General features: G+C 71.0%; 17 protein-coding genes and 1 pseudogene. 13 read left to right on the top strand and 5 right to left on the bottom strand.

What is annotated here, in order from left to right:
- Nucleotides 1-68: 68 nt before the first annotated feature.
- Both O7633_RS23940 and O7633_RS23935 read left to right on the top strand, forming a co-directional pair.
- Nucleotides 69-983, top strand: coding sequence for an IS5 family transposase (locus O7633_RS23940; RefSeq protein ID WP_282323999.1), 915 nt, complete (start codon nt 69-71; stop codon nt 981-983).
- Between the two features lie 138 nt (nt 984-1,121).
- Nucleotides 1,122-1,718: an ATP-dependent Clp protease proteolytic subunit gene (locus O7633_RS23935; RefSeq protein WP_282323998.1), complete on the top strand. Its 597-nt coding sequence runs from the start codon at nt 1,122-1,124 to the stop codon at nt 1,716-1,718.
- Between the two features lie 315 nt (nt 1,719-2,033).
- Here the strand turns inward: O7633_RS23935 and O7633_RS23930 are convergent, their stop codons facing one another.
- The gene (locus tag O7633_RS23930) at nt 2,034-2,390 is read right to left on the bottom strand and encodes a helix-turn-helix domain-containing protein (protein WP_074477030.1); all 357 of its coding nucleotides are present in this window, start codon (nt 2,388-2,390) and stop codon (nt 2,034-2,036) included.
- Nucleotides 2,391-2,547: 157 nt separating this feature from the next.
- Here O7633_RS23930 and O7633_RS23925 point away from each other — a divergent pair, with 157 nt between their 5' ends.
- The 7 genes from O7633_RS23925 (at nt 2,548) to O7633_RS23895 (ending at nt 9,798) form a co-directional block, all read left to right on the top strand.
- A complete protein-coding gene (locus O7633_RS23925; protein ID WP_278136324.1) occupies nt 2,548-3,396 on the top strand; it encodes an SDR family oxidoreductase in 849 nt (282 codons plus the stop codon).
- Between the two features lie 113 nt (nt 3,397-3,509).
- Entirely contained in the window at nt 3,510-3,728 is a 219-nt protein-coding gene (locus tag O7633_RS23920) for a hypothetical protein (RefSeq protein ID WP_074477028.1), read from the top strand.
- Between the two features lie 122 nt (nt 3,729-3,850).
- Nucleotides 3,851-5,122 (top strand): ROK family transcriptional regulator, encoded by a 1,272-nt coding sequence (locus O7633_RS23915; RefSeq protein ID WP_278131761.1) that lies wholly within the window; start codon nt 3,851-3,853, stop codon nt 5,120-5,122.
- An 18-nt stretch (nt 5,123-5,140) separates the two neighbouring features.
- A complete protein-coding gene (locus tag O7633_RS23910) occupies nt 5,141-6,001 on the top strand; it encodes a substrate-binding domain-containing protein (RefSeq protein ID WP_282323997.1) in 861 nt (286 codons plus the stop codon).
- A gap of 74 nt (nt 6,002-6,075) precedes the next feature.
- Entirely contained in the window at nt 6,076-7,599 is a 1,524-nt protein-coding gene (locus tag O7633_RS23905) for a cellulase family glycosylhydrolase (RefSeq protein WP_282323996.1), read from the top strand.
- Between the two features lie 172 nt (nt 7,600-7,771).
- Entirely contained in the window at nt 7,772-8,692 is a 921-nt protein-coding gene (locus tag O7633_RS23900; RefSeq protein WP_282323995.1) for a putative sugar O-methyltransferase, read from the top strand.
- Entirely contained in the window at nt 8,689-9,798 is a 1,110-nt protein-coding gene (locus O7633_RS23895) for an NAD-dependent epimerase/dehydratase family protein (protein ID WP_348776300.1), read from the top strand. The genes O7633_RS23900 and O7633_RS23895 overlap by 4 nt, the downstream gene beginning before the upstream one ends.
- On the opposite strand, the pseudogene O7633_RS23890 reads toward O7633_RS23895, so the two are convergent.
- From O7633_RS23890 to O7633_RS23875, 4 genes and pseudogenes are all read right to left on the bottom strand, one after another.
- Nucleotides 9,769-10,242, bottom strand: a pseudogene (locus O7633_RS23890) (dTDP-4-dehydrorhamnose 3,5-epimerase family protein); the annotation flags it as partial. The gene O7633_RS23895 and the pseudogene O7633_RS23890 sit on opposite strands and share 30 nt — an antisense overlap.
- Before the next feature lie 8 nt (nt 10,243-10,250).
- The gene (locus O7633_RS23885; RefSeq protein WP_282323993.1) at nt 10,251-11,501 is read right to left on the bottom strand and encodes a class I SAM-dependent methyltransferase; all 1,251 of its coding nucleotides are present in this window, start codon (nt 11,499-11,501) and stop codon (nt 10,251-10,253) included.
- A gap of 29 nt (nt 11,502-11,530) precedes the next feature.
- Nucleotides 11,531-12,652, bottom strand: a complete 1,122-nt coding sequence (locus O7633_RS23880) for a DegT/DnrJ/EryC1/StrS family aminotransferase (protein WP_282323992.1) — start codon at nt 12,650-12,652, stop codon at nt 11,531-11,533.
- 2 nt (nt 12,653-12,654) lie between these two features.
- Entirely contained in the window at nt 12,655-13,926 is a 1,272-nt protein-coding gene (locus O7633_RS23875) for an acyl-CoA dehydrogenase family protein (RefSeq protein WP_278131749.1), read from the bottom strand.
- Nucleotides 13,927-14,247: 321 nt separating this feature from the next.
- Between O7633_RS23875 and O7633_RS23870 the strand changes: the two genes are divergently transcribed.
- The 4 genes from O7633_RS23870 (at nt 14,248) to O7633_RS23855 (ending at nt 18,702) form a co-directional block, all read left to right on the top strand.
- Nucleotides 14,248-15,186 (top strand): NAD-dependent epimerase/dehydratase family protein, encoded by a 939-nt coding sequence (locus tag O7633_RS23870; protein WP_282323991.1) that lies wholly within the window; start codon nt 14,248-14,250, stop codon nt 15,184-15,186.
- A gap of 77 nt (nt 15,187-15,263) precedes the next feature.
- Nucleotides 15,264-16,049, top strand: a complete 786-nt coding sequence (locus O7633_RS23865; RefSeq protein WP_348776299.1) for an rRNA methyltransferase — start codon at nt 15,264-15,266, stop codon at nt 16,047-16,049.
- Between the two features lie 152 nt (nt 16,050-16,201).
- Nucleotides 16,202-17,293, top strand: coding sequence for a GDP-mannose 4,6-dehydratase (locus O7633_RS23860; protein WP_348776343.1), 1,092 nt, complete (start codon nt 16,202-16,204; stop codon nt 17,291-17,293).
- Nucleotides 17,290-18,702 (top strand): NDP-hexose 2,3-dehydratase family protein, encoded by a 1,413-nt coding sequence (locus O7633_RS23855; RefSeq protein ID WP_282323990.1) that lies wholly within the window; start codon nt 17,290-17,292, stop codon nt 18,700-18,702. Before O7633_RS23860 ends, O7633_RS23855 begins: the two co-directional genes overlap by 4 nt.
- Nucleotides 18,703-18,717 lie beyond the last annotated feature (15 nt).

The raw sequence follows: 18,717 nt of genomic DNA, 5'->3' as shown, positions 1-18,717 counted from the left end.
TGGTCGCTAATCGAGGAGGTCTCCGAGTTGGTTCAGCGACCAAGCTAGAACTTCACACCGGAGACCTCGTGCCGAGCGTAGCGGCAGCGAGGCGACATGACCTGACCGACGTGCAGTGGGCGGTACTCGAGCCGTTGCTGCCTGCGGGAACGGGTCATGCTCGGCCGCGCAGATGGACCATGAGACTGATCATCGACGGGATCCGGTGGCGGGTCCGGACCGGGTCACCGTGGCGGGACGTCCCCTTGCCCTACCCGCCGTGGCAGACCCTGTACCGGTGGTTTCGGCGCTGGCAGCGTGACGGCGTCTGGGCCCGGATTCTCACCTTGTTGCAGGCCAGCGCGGACGCGGCGGGGTTGATCGGCTGGACGGTGAGCGTGGACTCGACCATCAGCCGCGCCCATCACCACGCCGCTGGGGCCCGCCGCGACGGTCAGGCGCAGAAAGAGCCCCCCGGTGGTGTGCAGGCCGAGCCGTCCGATCACGGGCTCGGCCGGTCGAGGGGCGGCTGGACCACCAAGACCCATCTGGCCTGTGAACAAGGCCGCAAACTGATGGCCGTGGTGGTGACCGCCGGACAACGCGGCGACAGCCCACAGTTCATCCCCGTGCTGGCCAGGCTCCGCGTCCCCCGCGCCGGTGGCGGCCGGCCACGGACCCGCCCCGACATGGTGCTGGCCGACAAGGCATACACGTCCAAGGCCAACCGCTCCCACCTGCGATCCCGCAGCATCCGGGCGTGCATCCCGAGCAAGACCGACCAGGACGCGCACCGCAAGGCCAAAGGCTCCAAAGGCGGACGTCCGCCCGCGTTCGACCCCGACCTCTACCGCCTGCGTCACGCCGTGGAGTGCGGCATCAACCAGCTCAAACAACACCGCGCCATGGCCACCAGGTACGACAAACTCGCCGTGCGCTACGAAGCCACCCTCACCATCGCCGCCATCAACCAATGGCTCCGCGCCCTACGAAACACGGCCTAGGCCCGGCCGGGTTCTGCCGTCGGCGGATCTGCCTCCGGCAGAAGCGCTGGGAACCGCGCGCCGGCAGGGCGGACGCTGGGGGGACCGGTTCCCCTGGGCGGAGTCCGTCGCCCGCCGGCAGCGTGGAGGTCGATCACGATGACCAGGTACGGCGTGTGGATGCGGGACGGCGGCCAGCCGTCCTTCGGCGACCAGGTGTTCCAGCGGTTGCTGCGGGAACGGATCATCTTCCTCGGCACGGAGGTCACCGACGAGTCGGCCAACCAGATCTGCGCGCAGCTCCTGCTGCTGGCGGCCGAGGACAGCGACCGGGACATCTACCTCTACATCAACTCGCCGGGCGGCTCGGTCAGCGCCGGGATGGCCGTCTACGACACGATGCGGTACATCCGCAACGACGTGGCCACCCTGGCGCTCGGCATGGCCGGCTCGATGGGCCAGTTCCTGCTCTGCGCGGGCACCGCGGGCAAGCGGTACGCCCTGCCCCACTCGCGGATCATGATGCACCAGCCGTCGGGCGGCTTCGGCGGCACGGTCGCCGACATCACCATCCAGGCGGAGAACATGCTGCACGTCAAGCGCACGATGCAGGAGCTGATCGCCCGGCACAGCGGGCGCTCCCTGGAGCAGATCCAGCGGGACTCGGACCGGGACCGCTGGTTCACCGCCGAGGAGGCCCGGGAGTACGGCCTGATCGACCGGGTGCTCAGCCGGGTCGACCAGCTGGCGGCCTGACCGCGCCGGGCGGACCCGCGGGACCGGTGCCGGGTGCGGCGGCGGCCCGGTGCCGGTGCCGGTGGGGCACGGCCTGGTGGTGCCGGTGGGGCACGGCCTGGTGGTGCCGGTGGGGCACGGCCTGGTGGTGCCGGTGGGGCGGCGGCGGCCGGACACGCCCCCTCGACCCCGTGTCCGACCTCCGACCCGGTGCAGCCTATGTCCGGAGTACGACCGGACGGGCGCTTCCGGAACGCAGCGCTTTGCAGCCGATTCCCGTTACATCGGATTCCCACTGGGCGCGCCGCCCAGCACCGGGCCGGCCCGGGTGGGCGCTCAGCCGGCGGCGTCGTAGCGGGCGCGGGCGGCCTCGACCTCGCCGAGGTGTGTCGTCGCCCACGCCTCCAGCCCGCCCACCAGGTCGAGCAGGCTGCGCCCGAGGCCGGTCAGCGCGTAGTCGACCCGGGGCGGGACGGTCGCGTACGCGGTGCGGGTGATCAGGCCGTCGCGTTCCAGGCCGCGCAGGGTCTGGGTGAGCATCTTCTGGCTCACCCCCTCGATGCGCCGGGCCAGCTCGCTGAAGCGCCTCCCGCCGTCGGCGAGGGTGAGGACGACGAGCACGCTCCACCGGTCGCCGATCCGGTCGAGGACCTGCCGGCTGCCGCAGTCGCGGGCGAAGGGAGTGGCTTCCATCCCAACACTCTCCATCAGTTAGTCCCTTACTTCAAGGTGCCTACTCTCCAACGGGAAGTGAAGGCGGTTGCTTCCCGTTGCACCGGACGACGGATCGTCCGACCCGGAGGACACCCCCGACCAGGGGATCGTCTCCGGCATCGAGAGGGAGCACACCATGTCCATCGTCGTCACCGGAGCCACCGGCCACCTCGGCGAGCTGATCGTCGCCGCGCTGCTGCGGCGGGGCGTGCCCGCCGGGGAGATCGTGGCGCTCGGCCGGGACGCCGGCAAGCTCGCCGACCTCGCCGGGCACGGGGTGGCCACCCGGCAGGTCGACTACACGGACCCCGGGTCGCTGCGCGCCGCGTTCGCCGGGGCCGACAAGCTGATGTTCGTCTCCGGCAGCGAGGTCGGGCAGCGCGTCGCCCAGCACCGCAACGTCGTCGCCGCCGCCCGCGAGGCCGGCGTCGGGCTGGTCGTCTACACCAGCATCGCCAACGCCGACCGCTCCGGCATGGTCCTCGCCGGGGAGCACCTCGCCACCGAGCGGGAGATCACCGCGTCGGGCCTGCCGTACGTGATCCTGCGCAACGGGTGGTACCTGGAGAACTACACCGACCAGCTCACGACGTACCTCCAGTTCGGGGTGACCGGCGCGGCGGGCGACGGGCGGGTCAGCGCCGCGACCCGCGCGGACTACGCCGAGGCCGCCGCCGCGGCGCTCACCGGCGCCGCCGAGGCCAACCGGGTGTACGAGCTGGGCGGCCCGGCGTTCACCCTGACCGAGCTGGCCGAGGAGGTGTCCCGGCAGACCGGCCAGGCCGTCGGCTACACCGACCTGCCGGCGGAGAAGCTCACCGAGGTGCTGGTCTCCGCCGGCCTGCCCGAGGGCTTCGCCGCCGTCCTGGCCGACAGCGACCTGGGCCTGGCCCGGGGCGAGCTGTACGTCGACGGCGACGACCTGGCGAAGCTGATCGGCCGCGAGCCGACCACCCTCGCCGAGGCGCTGCGCGCCGCGCGCTGAGCCGCCGCACGTGAGTCGCGCGCGCCGGCCGGTCCCGGGCCCGGCCGGCCCGTGCGAGATTCCCTCGCCGTCGCGGCTGCCGCCGCACCCGCGCCTGCTGGTACCGTCGCGAGGTGATCGTCGAGGAACACTGGTGGAACGGGGACGCGACCAAACGAGGGCGTCGCGACGTCTACATCCGCACCGATGGTCAGCGCTGGGAGGTCCAGGCGCAGATCGGTGGTGAGCACGGCCGCTCGAAGGTGCTGGAATGCTCCAGCCACAGCTCCGCGAGCATCCTCGCGGGGGCGTGGCGCGGAGGCAGCTCGGGCTGGCGCGAACTGCGACGCTGAGCGTCGCCCCCCGACGGGGGACGGGCGGCCGGCCCCGCGCGCCGGCCGCCGGTAGGCGTGCGCGGCGGCAGCGGCGAACGCCTATGCTCTGCTGGGGATTCGGACGGCGTGACCGGGGAGCAGTGAGCGGACCGAGGGCGGACAAGCTGCCGCACGCAAGCAGCAAGGCCGCGGTGCTGGACGCCATCCGGGCAGCCGGCACGATCAGCCGGGTGGGCCTGATCAGCGTGACCGGCTTCACCGCGCCCACCATCTCCAACCTCGTCCGCAAGCTCATCGACGAGGGCCTGGTCGTCGAGACCGGCCACGCCGAGTCGACCGGCGGGAAACGGCGGGTCCTGCTCCGGCTCAACCACACCTCCCGGTACGCGGTGGGCGTGTGCCTCGGCCAGGGCGTCATGACGTACGTCCTGACCGATCTGACCGGGATCGTGGTGGCCCGGATCTCCCGGCCCGGCGTCGGCGTCGAGGCGCCCGCGACGGTCGTCTCCCGGATCGCGGCCGAGATACCGACCCTCGTCGACAGCGTCGGCGTGGACCGGGCCCGGTTGGTCGGGGTGGGGCTGGTCTTCCCCGGCCCGCTCACCGGCCGGGGGGTCGCCGGCCTCAACCCCGAGCTGCGGCACTGGCGGGAGTTCCCGCTCGGCGCGGCGCTGGAGCAGGCGACCGACCTGCCGGTGGTGCTGGACAACGACGCCACAGCCGCCGCCCTGGGCGAACACTGGGCGGGCGGGTTCGGCACGGCGAGCGCCGCCGCCGCCCTCTACATGGGCAGCGGCCTCGGCGCAGGGCTGGTCATCGACGGGATCACCTATCGCGGACCGAGCGGCAACGCCGGCGAGCTGGGGCACGTCTGCGTGGCCGCGGACGGCCCGCCCTGCTGGTGCGGCGCGCGGGGGTGCGTGGAGGCCGTCGCCGGGCCCGCCGCCGTGGTCGCGGCGGGGCGGGCGGACGCCGGCCTGGCCCGGGCGCTCGGCCTCACGACCGGCGCCGGCCCGGCGGCGGTGGCCCGCGACTTCGCCGCGATCGGCCGCGCCGCCCGGCGCGGGGAGCAGCGGGCCCTGGCGCTGTGCGAGAGGTCCGCGCGGTACGTCGCGGCGGCCGCCCGCACCCTGGCCAACCTGATGGACCTGGAGGTCATCGTGCTGACCGGGCCGGGCTTCGCCGTCGCCGGCTCGGTCTACCTGCCCGTGCTCCGCCAGGAGCTGCACACGGTATTCTCCCGCTCCGCGCACCCCGTCGACGTACGGCTGTCCCGGTCCGCCGCCACCGCGTCCGCCGTCGGGGCCGCCGCCCTGGTCCTGGAGTCCGAGCTGGTCCCGTTCCACCGCGGGCTCCGGGTGTCGGAGAGCCTCGACGGGGAGTTCGCGCCGCTGCCCGGATCGGCCCGCTGACCTGTGATGGGGGGCGGAATGAGCACGACGAGCGCGGTCGGCCTGGTGCTCGCCCGGGCGCCCCGCCTGCTCGGCGCCGAGCCGTTCTTCATGGAGTTCATCTCCGGCATCGAGGAACGTCTCGCCGAACACGGCCGGTCGGTGCTGCTGCACATCGTCGCCGACCACGCCGCCGAGATCGCCGCCTACCGCCGGTGGGCACAGCTCCGGCTGGCCGAGGCCGTGGTGCTGGTGAACCCGACCGCCGCGGACCCCCGGCCGGCGGTCCTGCGCGACCTGGGCCTCCCCGTGGTCGTGGCCGGCGAGCCAGCCGGCGACACCCCGGCCGTGCGGCGCGACGACGTCGGCTCGGTACGGGCGGCGGTCGCGCACCTGGCCGGCCTCGGGCACCGCCGGATCGCGCGGATCAGCGGGCCGGACAGTCTGCGGCACACCCGCACCCGCACGGCCGCGTTGCTGGCCGCCGCCGCCCCGGCCGGCATCGACGCCGTGGTCCTGACCGGCGACTACTCGGAGGAGTCGGGCGCGGCGGCGACCGTCCGGCTGTTGCGCGACGGCGACCCGCCCAGCGCGATCATCTACGACAACGACCTGATGGCGGTCGGCGGCTTGGAGGTGGCCAGGGAGCTGGGCCTGGCGGTCCCCCGCGACCTGAGCATGCTCGCCTGGGACGACTCCAGCCTGTGCCGCCTGTCCTCCCCGCAGCTCACCACGATGAGCCTCGACGTGCACGAGTTCGGCGCGCTGGTGGCCGCCTCCGTGCTCGCCCTGCTCGACGGCGAGCCGGTCCGGGAACGGTGGTGCCCCACCGAGACGGTGATCGCCCGGCAGACCACCGGCCCCGCGCCGACCGGAAAGCAGGGCCGGACGTCAGCTTGACTTAGTGAGGTAAATAAACAAAGCTCTTCGATGCGCTCCCATCGACGATCCCCTCTCGACCACGAGGAGATCAGATGAGACATCGTCATGCCCTGCTGGCCGTCGGCACCACCGCGACCCTGGTCGCCGCCGGCCTGGCCGGGCTCACCTTCCCCGCCTCGGCCGCGGCCACCGGCTGCTCCGTGGCATACACCGTGCAGAGCCAGTGGACAGGCGGGTTCAGCGGGAACGTCGCCATCACCAACCTCGGCTCCGCCCTCACCGGCTGGACGCTGACCTTCGACTTCCCGACCAGCGGCCAGCAGGTCACCCAGGGCTGGAGCGCCGCCTGGTCGCAGTCCGGCACGAGCGTCTCGGCCGCCAGCCTGAGCTGGAACGGATCGCTGGGCACGGGCGGATCGACCACGATCGGCTTCAACGGCTCGTGGAGCGGCAGCAACCCCGTGCCGAAGTCGTTCGCGCTCAACGGCACGACCTGCACCGGCTCGGTGACCTCGCCGACCCCGGAGCCGACCACCACCCCGCCGCCGACGACCCCGCCGCCCACCACCCCGCCGCCCACGACCCCGCCGCCGACCGGGGCCGCGCCCGCGCTGAAGGTCTCCGGCAACCGGCTGGTGACGGCGAGCGGGGCGACCTACCGGCTGCTCGGAGTCAACCGGGCCAGCGGGGAGTTCGCCTGCGTGCAGGGCAAGGGCATGTGGGACAGCGGCCCCGTCGACCAGGCCTCGGTCAACGCCATGAAGGCGTGGAACATCCGCGCCGTGCGGATCCCGCTCAACGAGGACTGCTGGCTCGGCCTCTCCGGCTCGCCCAGCGGCGCGACGTACCAGCAGGCCGTCAAGGACTACGTGAACCTGCTCGTGGCCAACGGGATCAACCCGATCCTCGACCTGCACTGGACACACGGGCAGTACACCGGCAACATCTCCGCCTGCGCCGACGTCAACGCCACCTGCCAGAAGCCGATGCCCAGCATGCAGCACACTCCGCAGTTCTGGACCGGCGTCGCCAACGCCTTCAAGGGCAACGACGCCGTGGTGTTCGACCTGTTCAACGAGCCCTACCCGGACGCCGCCAACAACTGGTCGGACATGGCTGCCGCGTGGCGCTGCCTGCGCGACGGCGGCACCTGCACCGGCATCACCTACGAGGTCGCCGGCATGCAGGACCTAGTCGACGCCGTCCGGGCCACCGGTGCCGGCAACGTCCTGCTGGTCGCCGGCCTGACCTGGACCAACGACCTGAGCCAGTGGCTCACCTACAAGCCGAACGACCCGCTCGGCAACATCGTGGCGTCGTGGCACTCGTACAACTTCAACGCCTGCGTCACCGCCTCCTGCTGGGACAGCCAGATCGGTGCCGTCGCCGCGCAGGTGCCGGTGCACGCCGGCGAGATCGGCCAGGACACCTGCGCCCACGACTACATCGACCAGGTGATGACCTGGCTCGACGCCAAGCGGATCGGCTACACGGCGTGGACCTGGAACCCGTGGGGATGCAGCGGCGGCAACGTCCTCATCCAGGACTACAACGGCACCCCGACCAGCACCTACGGTGAGGGCTACAAGGCCCACCTGCTCTCCGTGACCCCGTAACGACGACAGCGTCGCCGGCCGGTGCGCCCCGCGAGCGGGGGCGTACGGCCGGCGACGCGCGGGGTGGGCGAGCCCCCCACCATCGTGATCTTGAACGATGGATCTAGGCGAACCGCTAGTAAATAGCCGGTACGGTCACCATCGAGTGATTCTTATCGGCGCGGGGGGGCACATGAGCCAGACGTACGGCCGCAGCCCGCTCTGGGAGCTCTACAACAACACCCAGGTCACCAGGGAGGCCGTCGGCGACCTGAGCAACTTCAAGTCCAGCGAGGTCAACTACAAGCTGGCGCTCTGGGACCCGCGGGTCAACGGTGTGCGCTATCTGAAAACGCTCGTCTTCACCCTCGCGGCGGGCCTGAGCCCGGGCAACTGGGCCCGGCTGCGCCGCATCGCCAACCGCGAGGTCGGCGATCCGTTCTCGATCACCTACGACGGCGAAGCGGTCTGCATGGACTACCTGCAGGCGGTGCTCGAGGTGGAGTTCATCGAGAGCCGGATGGCCCTCGACGGCGCGCGCATCCTGGAGATCGGCGCCGGCTACGGGCGGACCTGCCACGCGCTGCTGTCCAACCACGAGATCGCCGCGTACCACATCGTCGATCTGGAGAACTCGCTTGACCTGGCCAGCCGCTACCTCGGCGCGGTGCTGACCGACGAGCAGCTCGCCAAGGTGCACTTTCACGGCGTCGACCAGGCGGAGGCCGGCGGCGCCCTGCGGGAGCTCCGGTTCGACCTGGCCATCAACATCGACTCGTTCGCGGAGATGACCCCGGACACCGTCGGCGCCTACCTGGACCTCATCGCCACCCATGCCGACCACCTCTACGTCAACAACCCGGTCGGCAAGTACCTCGACAAGAGCCTGGACGGGCACTCGCAGGGCGACGCGGTCGTCCAGCTCGCGTTGCGGACCGGCCTGCTGAGGGACATCGTGGACATCTTCGACGACCGCGCCGTCGCGGCGCAGTCCCGCCGGTTCATCGACGCCTACCGGCCGGGCCGCGACTGGGCGCTGCTCGCAGATGCGAGAGCCGTCCCCTGGAGCTTCTACTGGCAGGCGCTGTACCGGTCCGGAGCTGCCGGGCGATGACGGACCGCCCGCTGATCGCGGTGCTCGGCGCCTCCGGTTTCGTGGGCTCGGCCGTCCTGACCGCGCTGGCCGACCGCCCGGTCACCGTCCGGGCGGTGTCCCGCCGATCCGCCGTGGCACCGGAGCCGGCCGCCGCGGATTTCGAGGTGGTCACCGCCGACCTCACCGAGACGGGCGCGGTCGCGGCGGCGGTCGAGGGCGCGGATGCCGTGATCAACCTGGTGCTCAACACCGCCGGGTGGCGCAGCGCCGACGGCGACGGCACCGCGGCTCGGGTGAACCTCGGCGTCGTCCATGACCTGGTCGAGGTCGCGCGGGCCGGGACCGGGCCACGGGTGGTCGTCTTCGCCGGCTCGGCGTCACAGGTGGGCCGGGCGCAGCGGATGCCCGTCGACGGGACCGAACCCGACCACCCGGAGACCGGATACGACCGGCAGAAGGCAGCCGCCGAAGCGCTGCTCGACCGGGCCTCCGCCGATGGCGTCCTCCGCGGGGTCACGCTGCGTCTGCCCACCGTCTTCGGGCCGGCCCGCCCGGGTGGCGGCGACGACCGCGGGGTCGTGTCGACGATGATCCGCCGCGCGCTCGCCGGCGAACCCCTGACCATGTGGCACGACGGCACCGTCCAGCGGGAGCTGCTCTACGTGGACGACGCGGCGAGCGCCTTCGTCGCCGCCCTCGACCATGCCGATGCGCTCGTCTGCCGGCACTGGCCGCTCGGCAGCCGCCGCGGCGAACCGGTCGGTGACCTCTTCCGGACGATCGCCGCGCTGGTCGCGGAGGAGACGGGGCGTCCGCCGGTGCCGGTCGTCTCCGTCGCGCCGCCCGCCAGTGCCCGGCAGACCGACTTCCACAGTCTGGTGGTCGACGCATCCGCTTTCACCGCCGTGACCGGATGGCGCGCCCGGGTGGATCTTCTGCACGGCCTACGCCGTACGGTGCGGTCCCTGAGCGAAACGCGCCTCGATCTCGGCGCAGGTCTCGTACCGGGGGAGCACCCCGGCCGCGTGGGCCTGGGCGAAGGTGATCGCGGTCCGGTCCCGATCCGACAGGATCGGCTCGATGTCGGCGGGAACGGGCAGGCCGAGCGCGTCGTCGAGCGGTGACAACGCCCGTTCGTTCTCGAAGACGTACTCCGTGGAGAGCAGGTACGACATCACCGTGTCGTCCATCAGGGCGACGAACATGTGCGCCACCCCCGTCGGCAGGTACAGCGACCTGAAGTCCTGGGAGTCGAGGACCACGCTGTCCCAGCGCCCGAAGGTCGGCGATCCGACCCGGACGTCGAGCACCACGTCGAGGACCCGGCCGTACGGGCACGAGACGAACTTGGCCGAGCCGGGCGGCGTCGTGGTGTAGTGCAGCCCGCGGACGACGCCGCGGCGGGAGACGCTGTAGCTGGTCTGCGCCACGGGGAACAACGGATGTCCGAGCGTCTCGGTGAAGACCGAGTCCAGGTACGGGGACACGAAGACCCCCCGCGGGTCGGGAAAGACCCGCGGGGTGAAGACGTACGCGCCCTCGACGGCGAGTTCGGTTGCTACCTGCACGGCCCCACTCAATCCCGCACGTGAACGTGCGGCACGTACAGGATCCAGGCCCCGCCGGCCTGCCGGAACGCCTGTTCCTTCGCCATGATCTCGTCGGCGTGGTTCCACGCGAAGAGCAGCGCGTAGTCCGGCGGGTCGGTCGGGAACTCGCTCGCCGGATGAACCGGGATGTGCGTGCCCGGGGTCAGGCGGCCCTGTTTGGCGGGCGTCGTGTCGTACACCCGCGACACCAGGTCCGGCCCGATGCCGCAGAAGTTCGCCACGGTCGCGCTCTTGGCGGTCGCCCCGTAGGCCACCACCCGTTTGCCCTCCGCCGTCAGCCGTTCGAGCAACGCCCGCAGGTCGTCGCGGATCCGGCCGACCTGGGCAGCGAACTGGTCCAGCCGGGCCAGCGTCGCGACGCCGCCCGCGTCCTCCTCGGCGATCAGCGCGGCCACCCGGTCCGCCGGGCGGCGTGCACCCGCACGGGCCAGCGTGTAGCGGACCTCGCCGCCGTGCACGGCCAGCCGGTCCACGTCGACCAGCTCGAACCCGAACGACGCGGCCAACGCCTGCACGGAGCGCGCCGAGAACAGGAAGAAGTGCTCGTCGTAGATCTGGTCGAACGACGTCTTCGCCAGGATGTCGCCCAGGTAAGGGTCCTCGAAGACGAAGACGCCGTCCGGCCCGAGCAGCGCGTCGACACCCCGCAGGATCGAGTCGAGGTACGGGATGTGGCAGATGGTGTTCGCCGCGAAGATCACATCTGCGGGGCCGTCGCTCGCGCGTACCTCACGGGCGGTGGACTCCTCGAAGAAGTCCCCGCGTACCCGAAGGCCCTTGGCCCTTGCCGCTTCGGCGACCTTGCCCGACGGCTCGAAGCCCAGGTGCCGGACGCCGGCCTCGTGCACGGTCCGCAGCATCACCCCGTCGTTGCAGCCGATCTCGACCACGAACGGGTCCGGGCCGCCTGCCTCCGTCTCCAACAGGTGCCGGGCGGTGTCGGCGAAGTGCTTCTGCATGACGGCGGAACCGGACGAGTAGTACGGGTAGTCCTCGTGGAACATCCGCTCCCGGGGGACCTCCTGCATGAGCTGCACCATCGTGCACGTCTCGCAGAGGCCGACGGCGAGTTGGAAGAAGTACTCCTGCGGGATCTCCGGTTCGGTCAGGAAGCGGTCGGACAGTGGCTGGCGGCCGAGGTCGAGGAACTGCACGACGGTTCCACCGCAGGCGCGGCAGGTGGCCTGTGGCCGTGCCCGGTCGGCTGGGCTGATCATGGGTGGCGTCCTCCAGTGCTACCGGCGGCTCAGAGCGTCGTGAGTACGTCGCGCAATGCACCTATCACCGTGTCCTGCACGTCGACCGGCAGGGACGGGTACATGGGCAGGGAGAAGATCTCGTCGGCGATCCGCTCGGTGACCGGCAGCGATCCGGCGGCATAGCCGAGCTTCGAGAAGCCGGTCATGGTGTGCACCGGCCACGGGTAACTGATGTTCAGCGTGATTCCACGCCGCTTCAGTTGCTCCAGGATCGCGTCCCGCTGCGGATGACGGACGACGTAGAGGTAGAAGACGTGTTCGTTGGCGTCGGCGAGGGCGGGCAGGACGAGCCCGGTCGCCTCGGCGATGTCGCCCAGCCCGGCGGCGTAGCGCTCGGCCACCGCGCGGCGGCCGGCGATGTACTCGTCGAGCCGGCGCAGCTTGCGCCGGAGAATCTCCGCCTGCACCTCGTCCAGCCGGCTGTTGTGGCCGGGCGTCTGCACGACGTAGTACACGCTCTCCATGCCGTAGTAGCGCAGTTGGCGCAGGTCACGGTCCACGGTCTCACTGCCGGTGAGCACGGCGCCGCCGTCACCGTAGGCGCCCAGCACCTTGGTCGGATAGAAGGAGAAGGCCGCCGCGTCGCCCATGGTCCCGGCGAGCTGCCCTGCGTGCCGTGCGCCGTGCGACTGCGCGCAGTCCTCCAGCACCAGCAGCCCGTGCTCGCGGGCCAGCCGCTGCAGCGGCGCCATCTCCACGCACTGGCCGTAGAGGTGGACGGGCAGCAGAGCCTTGGTCGCCGGGGTGATCACGTCGGCCACCTGGGTCGTGTCCATCAGGTAGTCGTCCGGCCGGATGTCCACGAAGACCGGGATCGCGCCGACGGCGTCGATCGCCAGCACGGTCGGCGCCGCCGTGTTGGCCACGGTGACCACCTCGTCGCCGGGCCCCACGCCCAACGCCTGCAGGGCCAGCTTGATCGCGTTGGTGCCGTTGTCCACCGTGACGCAGTGCGCCACGTCGTGGTACGCGGCGAACTCGCTCTCGAAGCCGAGCACGCTGCGGCCGAGCACGAGGTTGCCCGACTCGAAGACCGTCTCCACCGCGTCGAGCAGGTCGGCCCGTTCCTTCTCGTATTCCGGCAGGTAGTCCCACACTCGGATGGTCATGTTCACCTTTCTCCCGCCGGATCCGGGGAGCGGAGCGCCCGAACGCTCATGTAGTCGTTGTCCCGGTCCGCGCCCAGCGCCTGGCCGCTCAGGTAGTCGACGCCATCCACATAGCTGTAGGGCTGCATGAACCCACCGGCCCGGACGTCGCGGTAGAGCCGTGCCAACGGGTGCTGCCCGTCGTACGCCTGGCCGCCGAGCAGCGAGAGGCAGTCGTCGACGACCGCCGGGGCCAGTTCGTTGACGGTCATCTTCGCGTACTGGAACGGGGTCATCATCCCGCGCCCGCGCTCGTCGAGATCGCCGGTCAGGTCCGCGGATAGGAGGTCCGCGTTGAGCAGCGCGGCGCCGGCGACGGCCCGGAGCGTGTACAGCCGCGTGTCGATGCCGGCCACCAGGGCGAGGGCGGCCGCCGGCCGCGATCGACGGCGCGCGTACGTCTCGACGGCGAGGTCCCGCGCGGCCTGCGCGACACCGGCGTAGATCCCGAGCATGGTGATCGAGCTGACCGTCTGCCCGGCCAGGACGGCGTCCCGGCGCGCGCCGGCCGGCCCGCGGTCGAGAACGTGGTCGGCGGCGACCGGACAGTCGTGGAAGCTGACGTCGAGGGTGCCGGAGGCCCGCATGCCGAGGCCGTCCCAGTGCGTGCCGACGGTCAGCCCGGGCGCGTCGCGCCGCACCACCGGAACGGCCAGCACCACGTTGCCGTCGGCGTCCCGGCGCTGGGCGTGCACGAAGAAGTGGGTACCGATCGGCGCCATGCTGACCAGGATCTTGCGGCCGTTGAGCAGCCAGCCGCCGGAACCGTCGGCGGTCAGTTCGGTGAGGACGCCCGGCGCGTCCTTCAGGGCCCCGCAGACGGCGGCCTCCCCCGTCGCCATCGCCCGCAGCAGCCGCTCGGCCAGCGCCCGCACCGGCGGGGAGCCGTGCATCCATTCGTAGGTCAGGGTGAGCCCGCGGCTGAGCTGGACGTGCAGTGCCAGGGCGGTGGAGGCGTCCGCTTCGGCCAGGCGCATCAGGGCGACGGCGACGTCGTACAGGCGGTGGACGCCGAGCCCGCCGAGCGCGGTGGGCACGGTCGCGCCCATCAGGCCGAGCTTGGCCAACTGCCCGAACACCTCGACCGGGAACGTGCCGTCCCGGTCGTTGTCACCGGCCTCCGACCGGATCTGCGGGAGCACGCCGGTCAGCAGGTCGACCATGGTGCGGCCTTCCGGTGTGCTCGGTGCCCGCAGGTCTCCCACCACCGGCGAATTCGCCGTGTCTGTAGCCATCGCCCGCTTCCTTTTGCACTATTCCGACCCTGGTCGCCTACCCGCGACCGAAACCACCATTGCATGGCTGACGGCCGGGAACGACGCCAACGCACATGCGGCCCGCGAATGTGTGGACACCGGTTAGCGTAGGCCCTCCAGTAGCCGGTGGCGGTGAAGTCTAGGCGTATCACTCGAGCTTCAATGCGGGGCCGTTTCCGGCCTGTGCCGACGAGCCGTTCCCATATACATTCGGCGGACACACACGGAGGGCCTCGTGAAGATACTGTTTATCGCAGGGCCGACGAAGTCAATTCCTTCTTCCGCCACGGATCCCCGTCCATGCGCGTCCTCGTGACAGGTGGCGCCGGCTTCATCGGCTCACACCTGGTCGACGCCCTGCTGGAGCGCGGCGACACCGTCACCGTGGTCGACGACCTCTCCACCGGCCGGCGCGGCCGGTTGGCCGTCCGTGTCACCTTCCATCAGGAGTCCATCACCGACGGGAGGGCTCTCACCGCGATCGTGGCGGACGCCCGTCCGGACCTGATCTACCATCTCGCCGCGCAGGCCGACGTCCGCACCTCGGTCGCGGATGCCAGCGGCGACACCGGGGTCAACGTGCTCGGCACCGTCAACGTCCTGGAGGCGGCCCGAACCGTCGGGGCCCGGGTGGTGTTCGCCTCCACCGGCGGAGCCCTGTACGGGGCGATCAGCGCGATCCCGTCACCCGAGGACGCCCGCCCGGAGCCTGCGGCGCCGTACGGCGCCGCCAAGTACTGCGCGGAGCAGTACGTGGCCCTCTACAACCGGCTGTACGGCACCGCCCACGCGGTCCTGCGACTGGGCAACGTCTACGGCCCGCGCCAGGATCCCGCCGGCGAGGCGGGCGTGGTGTCCATATTCTGCGGGAACCTGCTCTCCGGCCGCCGGCCCACGATCTTCGGCGACGGCAAGCAGACCCGCGACTACGTCTACGTGGCCGACGTGGTCGAAGCGTTCCTGGCCGCGGCCGAGCACGGCGGCGCGGGCGTGTGGAACATCGGCACCGGCACCTCCACCAGCATCCTCGAGTTGCTGGAGGTGATCGCCGCGACGGCCGACCGGGCGGTCCAGCCGGTGTTCGCGGCCGCCCGTCTCGGCGAGCTCCAGCATTCCGCCCTCGATGTGACCCGGGCCGGCCGGGAGTTGAACTGGACCGCACGGACAGCGCTCGCCGAGGGAATCGCCAGGGCCTACCAGTGGATCAGGGACCAGGACGGTTGCGACGTCGAGGCATGAGCGGCCCGGCCCCAAGCTCGTTCCCGGCGGGTGCGTAGCGGCGCTGCGGCGCCCGCCACACCCATTGCTACCCTGGCGTGCGGAGAGATCGGAGCAGGGTGGGCTATCGGTACGAGACGACACGGGACGACTACGGCGATCTCGCGAGCGGGGCGGTTCTCCGGTCCGCCCCGGGCTTTCCCGCCTTCCCCGTGCGGCTCGCGTCCGAGGTGTTCCAGCACGCGCTCGACGTGCGCGGCGGCACCGACCCGGTGGTCCTGTGGGATCCGTGCTGCGGCAGCGGTTACCTGCTGACCGTGCTCGGGATTCTGCACCGGCGGTCGATCGCGAGACTGCTGGCCTCGGACATCGACGCCGACGCGGCCCTGACATTGGCGGCAGCCAATGTCGGTCTGCTCGCCGAGGGTGGCCTGGCGGCACGGGCTGCGGAGTTGACCGAGCGGGCTCGACGCTTCGACAAGCCCGGCTACGCCGAGGCCGCGGCGGCGGCCGGACGGCTGAGCCGCCGGCTCGAGGCTGCCGGCGGCCCCCTGCCGTACGCCGTCCGACAGGCCGACGTCTTCGACCCGACGGCGCTGGCCTCGGCGGTCGGGGGCAGCGAACCGGATCTCGTCGTGACGGACGTCCCGTACGGCGAACAGACGGAGTGGACCGGCGGTCATGCCGGTCGGGGCCTGCACGGAATGCTCACCGCCGTTGCTTCGGTGCTTCGACCGGCCGCGGTGATCGCGGTGATCGTGCGGGGCCGCCGGGTTCCGCCGATCGGGGCGGCACGCCCCCGGCGAAAACTGAGGGTGGGCACACGAGCGGCGGCCCTGTTCGTGGCGGCCGACCTCAACGACGCCGGGCCGGCCCACCCGTAAGCGTGACGGATTGCCGGTTCTTCGCGCACGGCTGCACCCTCTAGTGAGCTCCCTATATTGCATTCGAGAAGGGTGATCCCTGCTCCATTTTCCAGTACCGTGAGTCACGGCAACGGGACATGCCTTTCCTCGGGGCAACCCGGTAGTTCGCCATCCCTCGACGCGATCACATCGAGGGTTGGTCACAGGGGCTGGAGATTATCCTGACTAGGCGAGCGCTGATCACAGGGATTACCGGTCAGGACGGTACTTATCTTTCGCGGCACCTCCTGGCCGCTGGATATGACGTCTATGGAATGGTGCGCGGCCAGAATTCGCCGAGCGCCCGCTGCGGCCGGCAGGTGCACCCCGACGTCCGGCTTGTCAACGGCGACCTGATGGACCAGTCGAGCCTGATCTCGGCGGTGGACAGGGTTCGGCCGGACGAGATCTACAATCTCGGCGCACTGTCCTACGTCCCCACCTCGTGGCGGCAGCCCAACACCACGGCGGAGATCACCGGGACGGGCGTGGTGCGCATGCTCGAAGCCGTCCGGATCGTCGCAGGCATCACCAGCTCGCGTACCCCCGGCCCGGGTCGGCCACGCTTCTATCAGGCCTCGTCGTCCGAGATGTTCGGCAAGGTACGGGAGACCCCCCAGAATGAGCTGACGCCCTTCCACCCACGCAGTCCGTACGGCGTCGCCAAGGTGTTCGGCCACTACACCGTGCAGAACTACCGCGAGTCGTACGGCATGTACGCGGTATCCGGCATGCTCTTCAACCATGAATCACCCATCCGCGGACCGGAGTTCGTGACGCGAAAGGTGTCGCTGGGCGCGGCGGCGGTGAAACTGGGGCTCCGGGACTCGTTGCGACTGGGCAATCTGATGGCCGAGCGGGACTGGGGTTTCGCCGGCGACTACGTCCGCGGCATGTCGATGATGCTCGCCCAGGACGAGCCTGACGACTACGTCCTGGGCACCGGGATCGCGCACAGCGTGCGGGAGCTGGTCGAGCTGGCCTTCGCCCACGTCGACCTGGACTGGCGTGACCACGTCGTCCTCGACGAGGCGCTCCAGCGTCCGGCCGAGGTCGACCTGCTCTGCGCCGACGCGACGAAGGCCCAGCAGCGCCTCGGCTGGAAGCCGACGGTCTACTTCGAGGAGCTGGTCGGGATGATGGTCGACAGCGATCTCCGGCTGCTGTCGGGTCCGCAGTGCAGTGAGGGCGGCGTCATTCGCGAGCTGGCCGATCTGTGGTGAGCGAGCTTCCCGCGTTGTCCGAGGGCAAGCTCATGACGTCCGGGGACGACCCGATGGAGTGGTGGGAGCCGGCGGCGGGCGGGGTGAGCCCCGCCTTCCGGTCCTGGCTCGCCGAACGGTCGACGATGACCTCCTGCGAGGTCGAGCGGATCCGGCTGGACGAGCTGCGTGGTTGGGCGTTCGACGAGACCACCGGCAACCTGGCGCACGAGAGCGGCCGCTTCTTCGTGGTCGAGGGCGTGCACGTGCGAACGACGTACGGTGCGGTGGCGGAGTGGTACCAGCCGATCATCAACCAGCCGGAGATCGGGATTCTCGGCATGTTGATGAAGCTCGTCGACGGCGTCCCGCACTGCCTGTTGCAGGCGAAGGTCGAGCCGGGCAACATCAACATGATGCAGCTGTCGCCCACCGTGCAGGCGACCCGCAGCAACTACACGCGGGTCCACGGGGGCGGCGGCACGAGGTACCTCGAATACTTCACCCGGCCGGGCGCCGGACGGGTCCTGGTCGACGTGTTGCAGTCCGAGCAGGGCTCCTGGTTCCTGCACAAGCGGAACCGCAACATGGTCGTGCTGGTCGACGACGTGCCGCCCTCCGACTACCACTACTGGCTGCCGCTGCACGAGGTTCGGCGGCTCCTGCGCATCGACGTACTGGTCAACATGGACACCCGTTCCGTGCTGTCCTGCCTGCCGTCGACCTTCTTCGCCGGCTCGGGAGCGGTCCCCGCGAACTCCGCCATGGCCGCCGCGCTGGCCCGGTCCGCCAGCGGCGAGGGTCCGTCGCACCGCTCCACGGAGGCGGTGCTGAGCTGGTTCACCGAGGCCAAGAGCCGGCACGAGCTGGCGGTGAGCCGGATCTCGCTCCGCGACCTGCGCGGCTGGCGGCGCACGCCGTATGAGATCTCCCGCGAGGACGGTCGACACTTCAGCATCGTCGGGGTCACGGTACGCATCGACAACCGTGAGGTCACCGAGTGGAGTCAACCGTTGCTGCATCCGCGGCAGCGGGGGATCATCGCATTCGCGCTCAGGATCATCAATGGGGTGGCGCACGTGCTGGTGCACGCTCGGTTCCAGGTGGGGCTGCTGGATGCCATGGAGATGGGACCCACGGTCCAGTGCACGCCGAGTGCGGATGCCGAACAGCGGCCTCCCTTCCTCGACCTGATACTCAACGCCCCGAGCGAGCGGATCCTGTTCGACACCGTCCTCGCGGAGGAGGGCGGCCGGTTCTACCGCGCCGAGAACCGCTACATGCTGGTGGAGGTCGGCGACGACCTTCCGGTGGTGCCGGACACCTTCTGCTGGGTCGCCGTCCATCAGCTCGCCACGCTGTTGCGGCACGGCTACTACCTCAACGTCGAAGCACGCAGTCTGCTTGCCTGCCTGCACAGCCTGTGGTGAGTGAGGTGCCCCAGC

It is taken from the genome of Micromonospora sp. WMMD712, from assembly GCF_029581295.1.
Lineage (GTDB): Bacteria > Actinomycetota > Actinomycetes > Mycobacteriales > Micromonosporaceae > Micromonospora > Micromonospora carbonacea.
The sequence above is the reverse complement of the archived record's forward strand: the minus strand, read 5'-3'. Positions and strand labels throughout refer to the sequence as shown.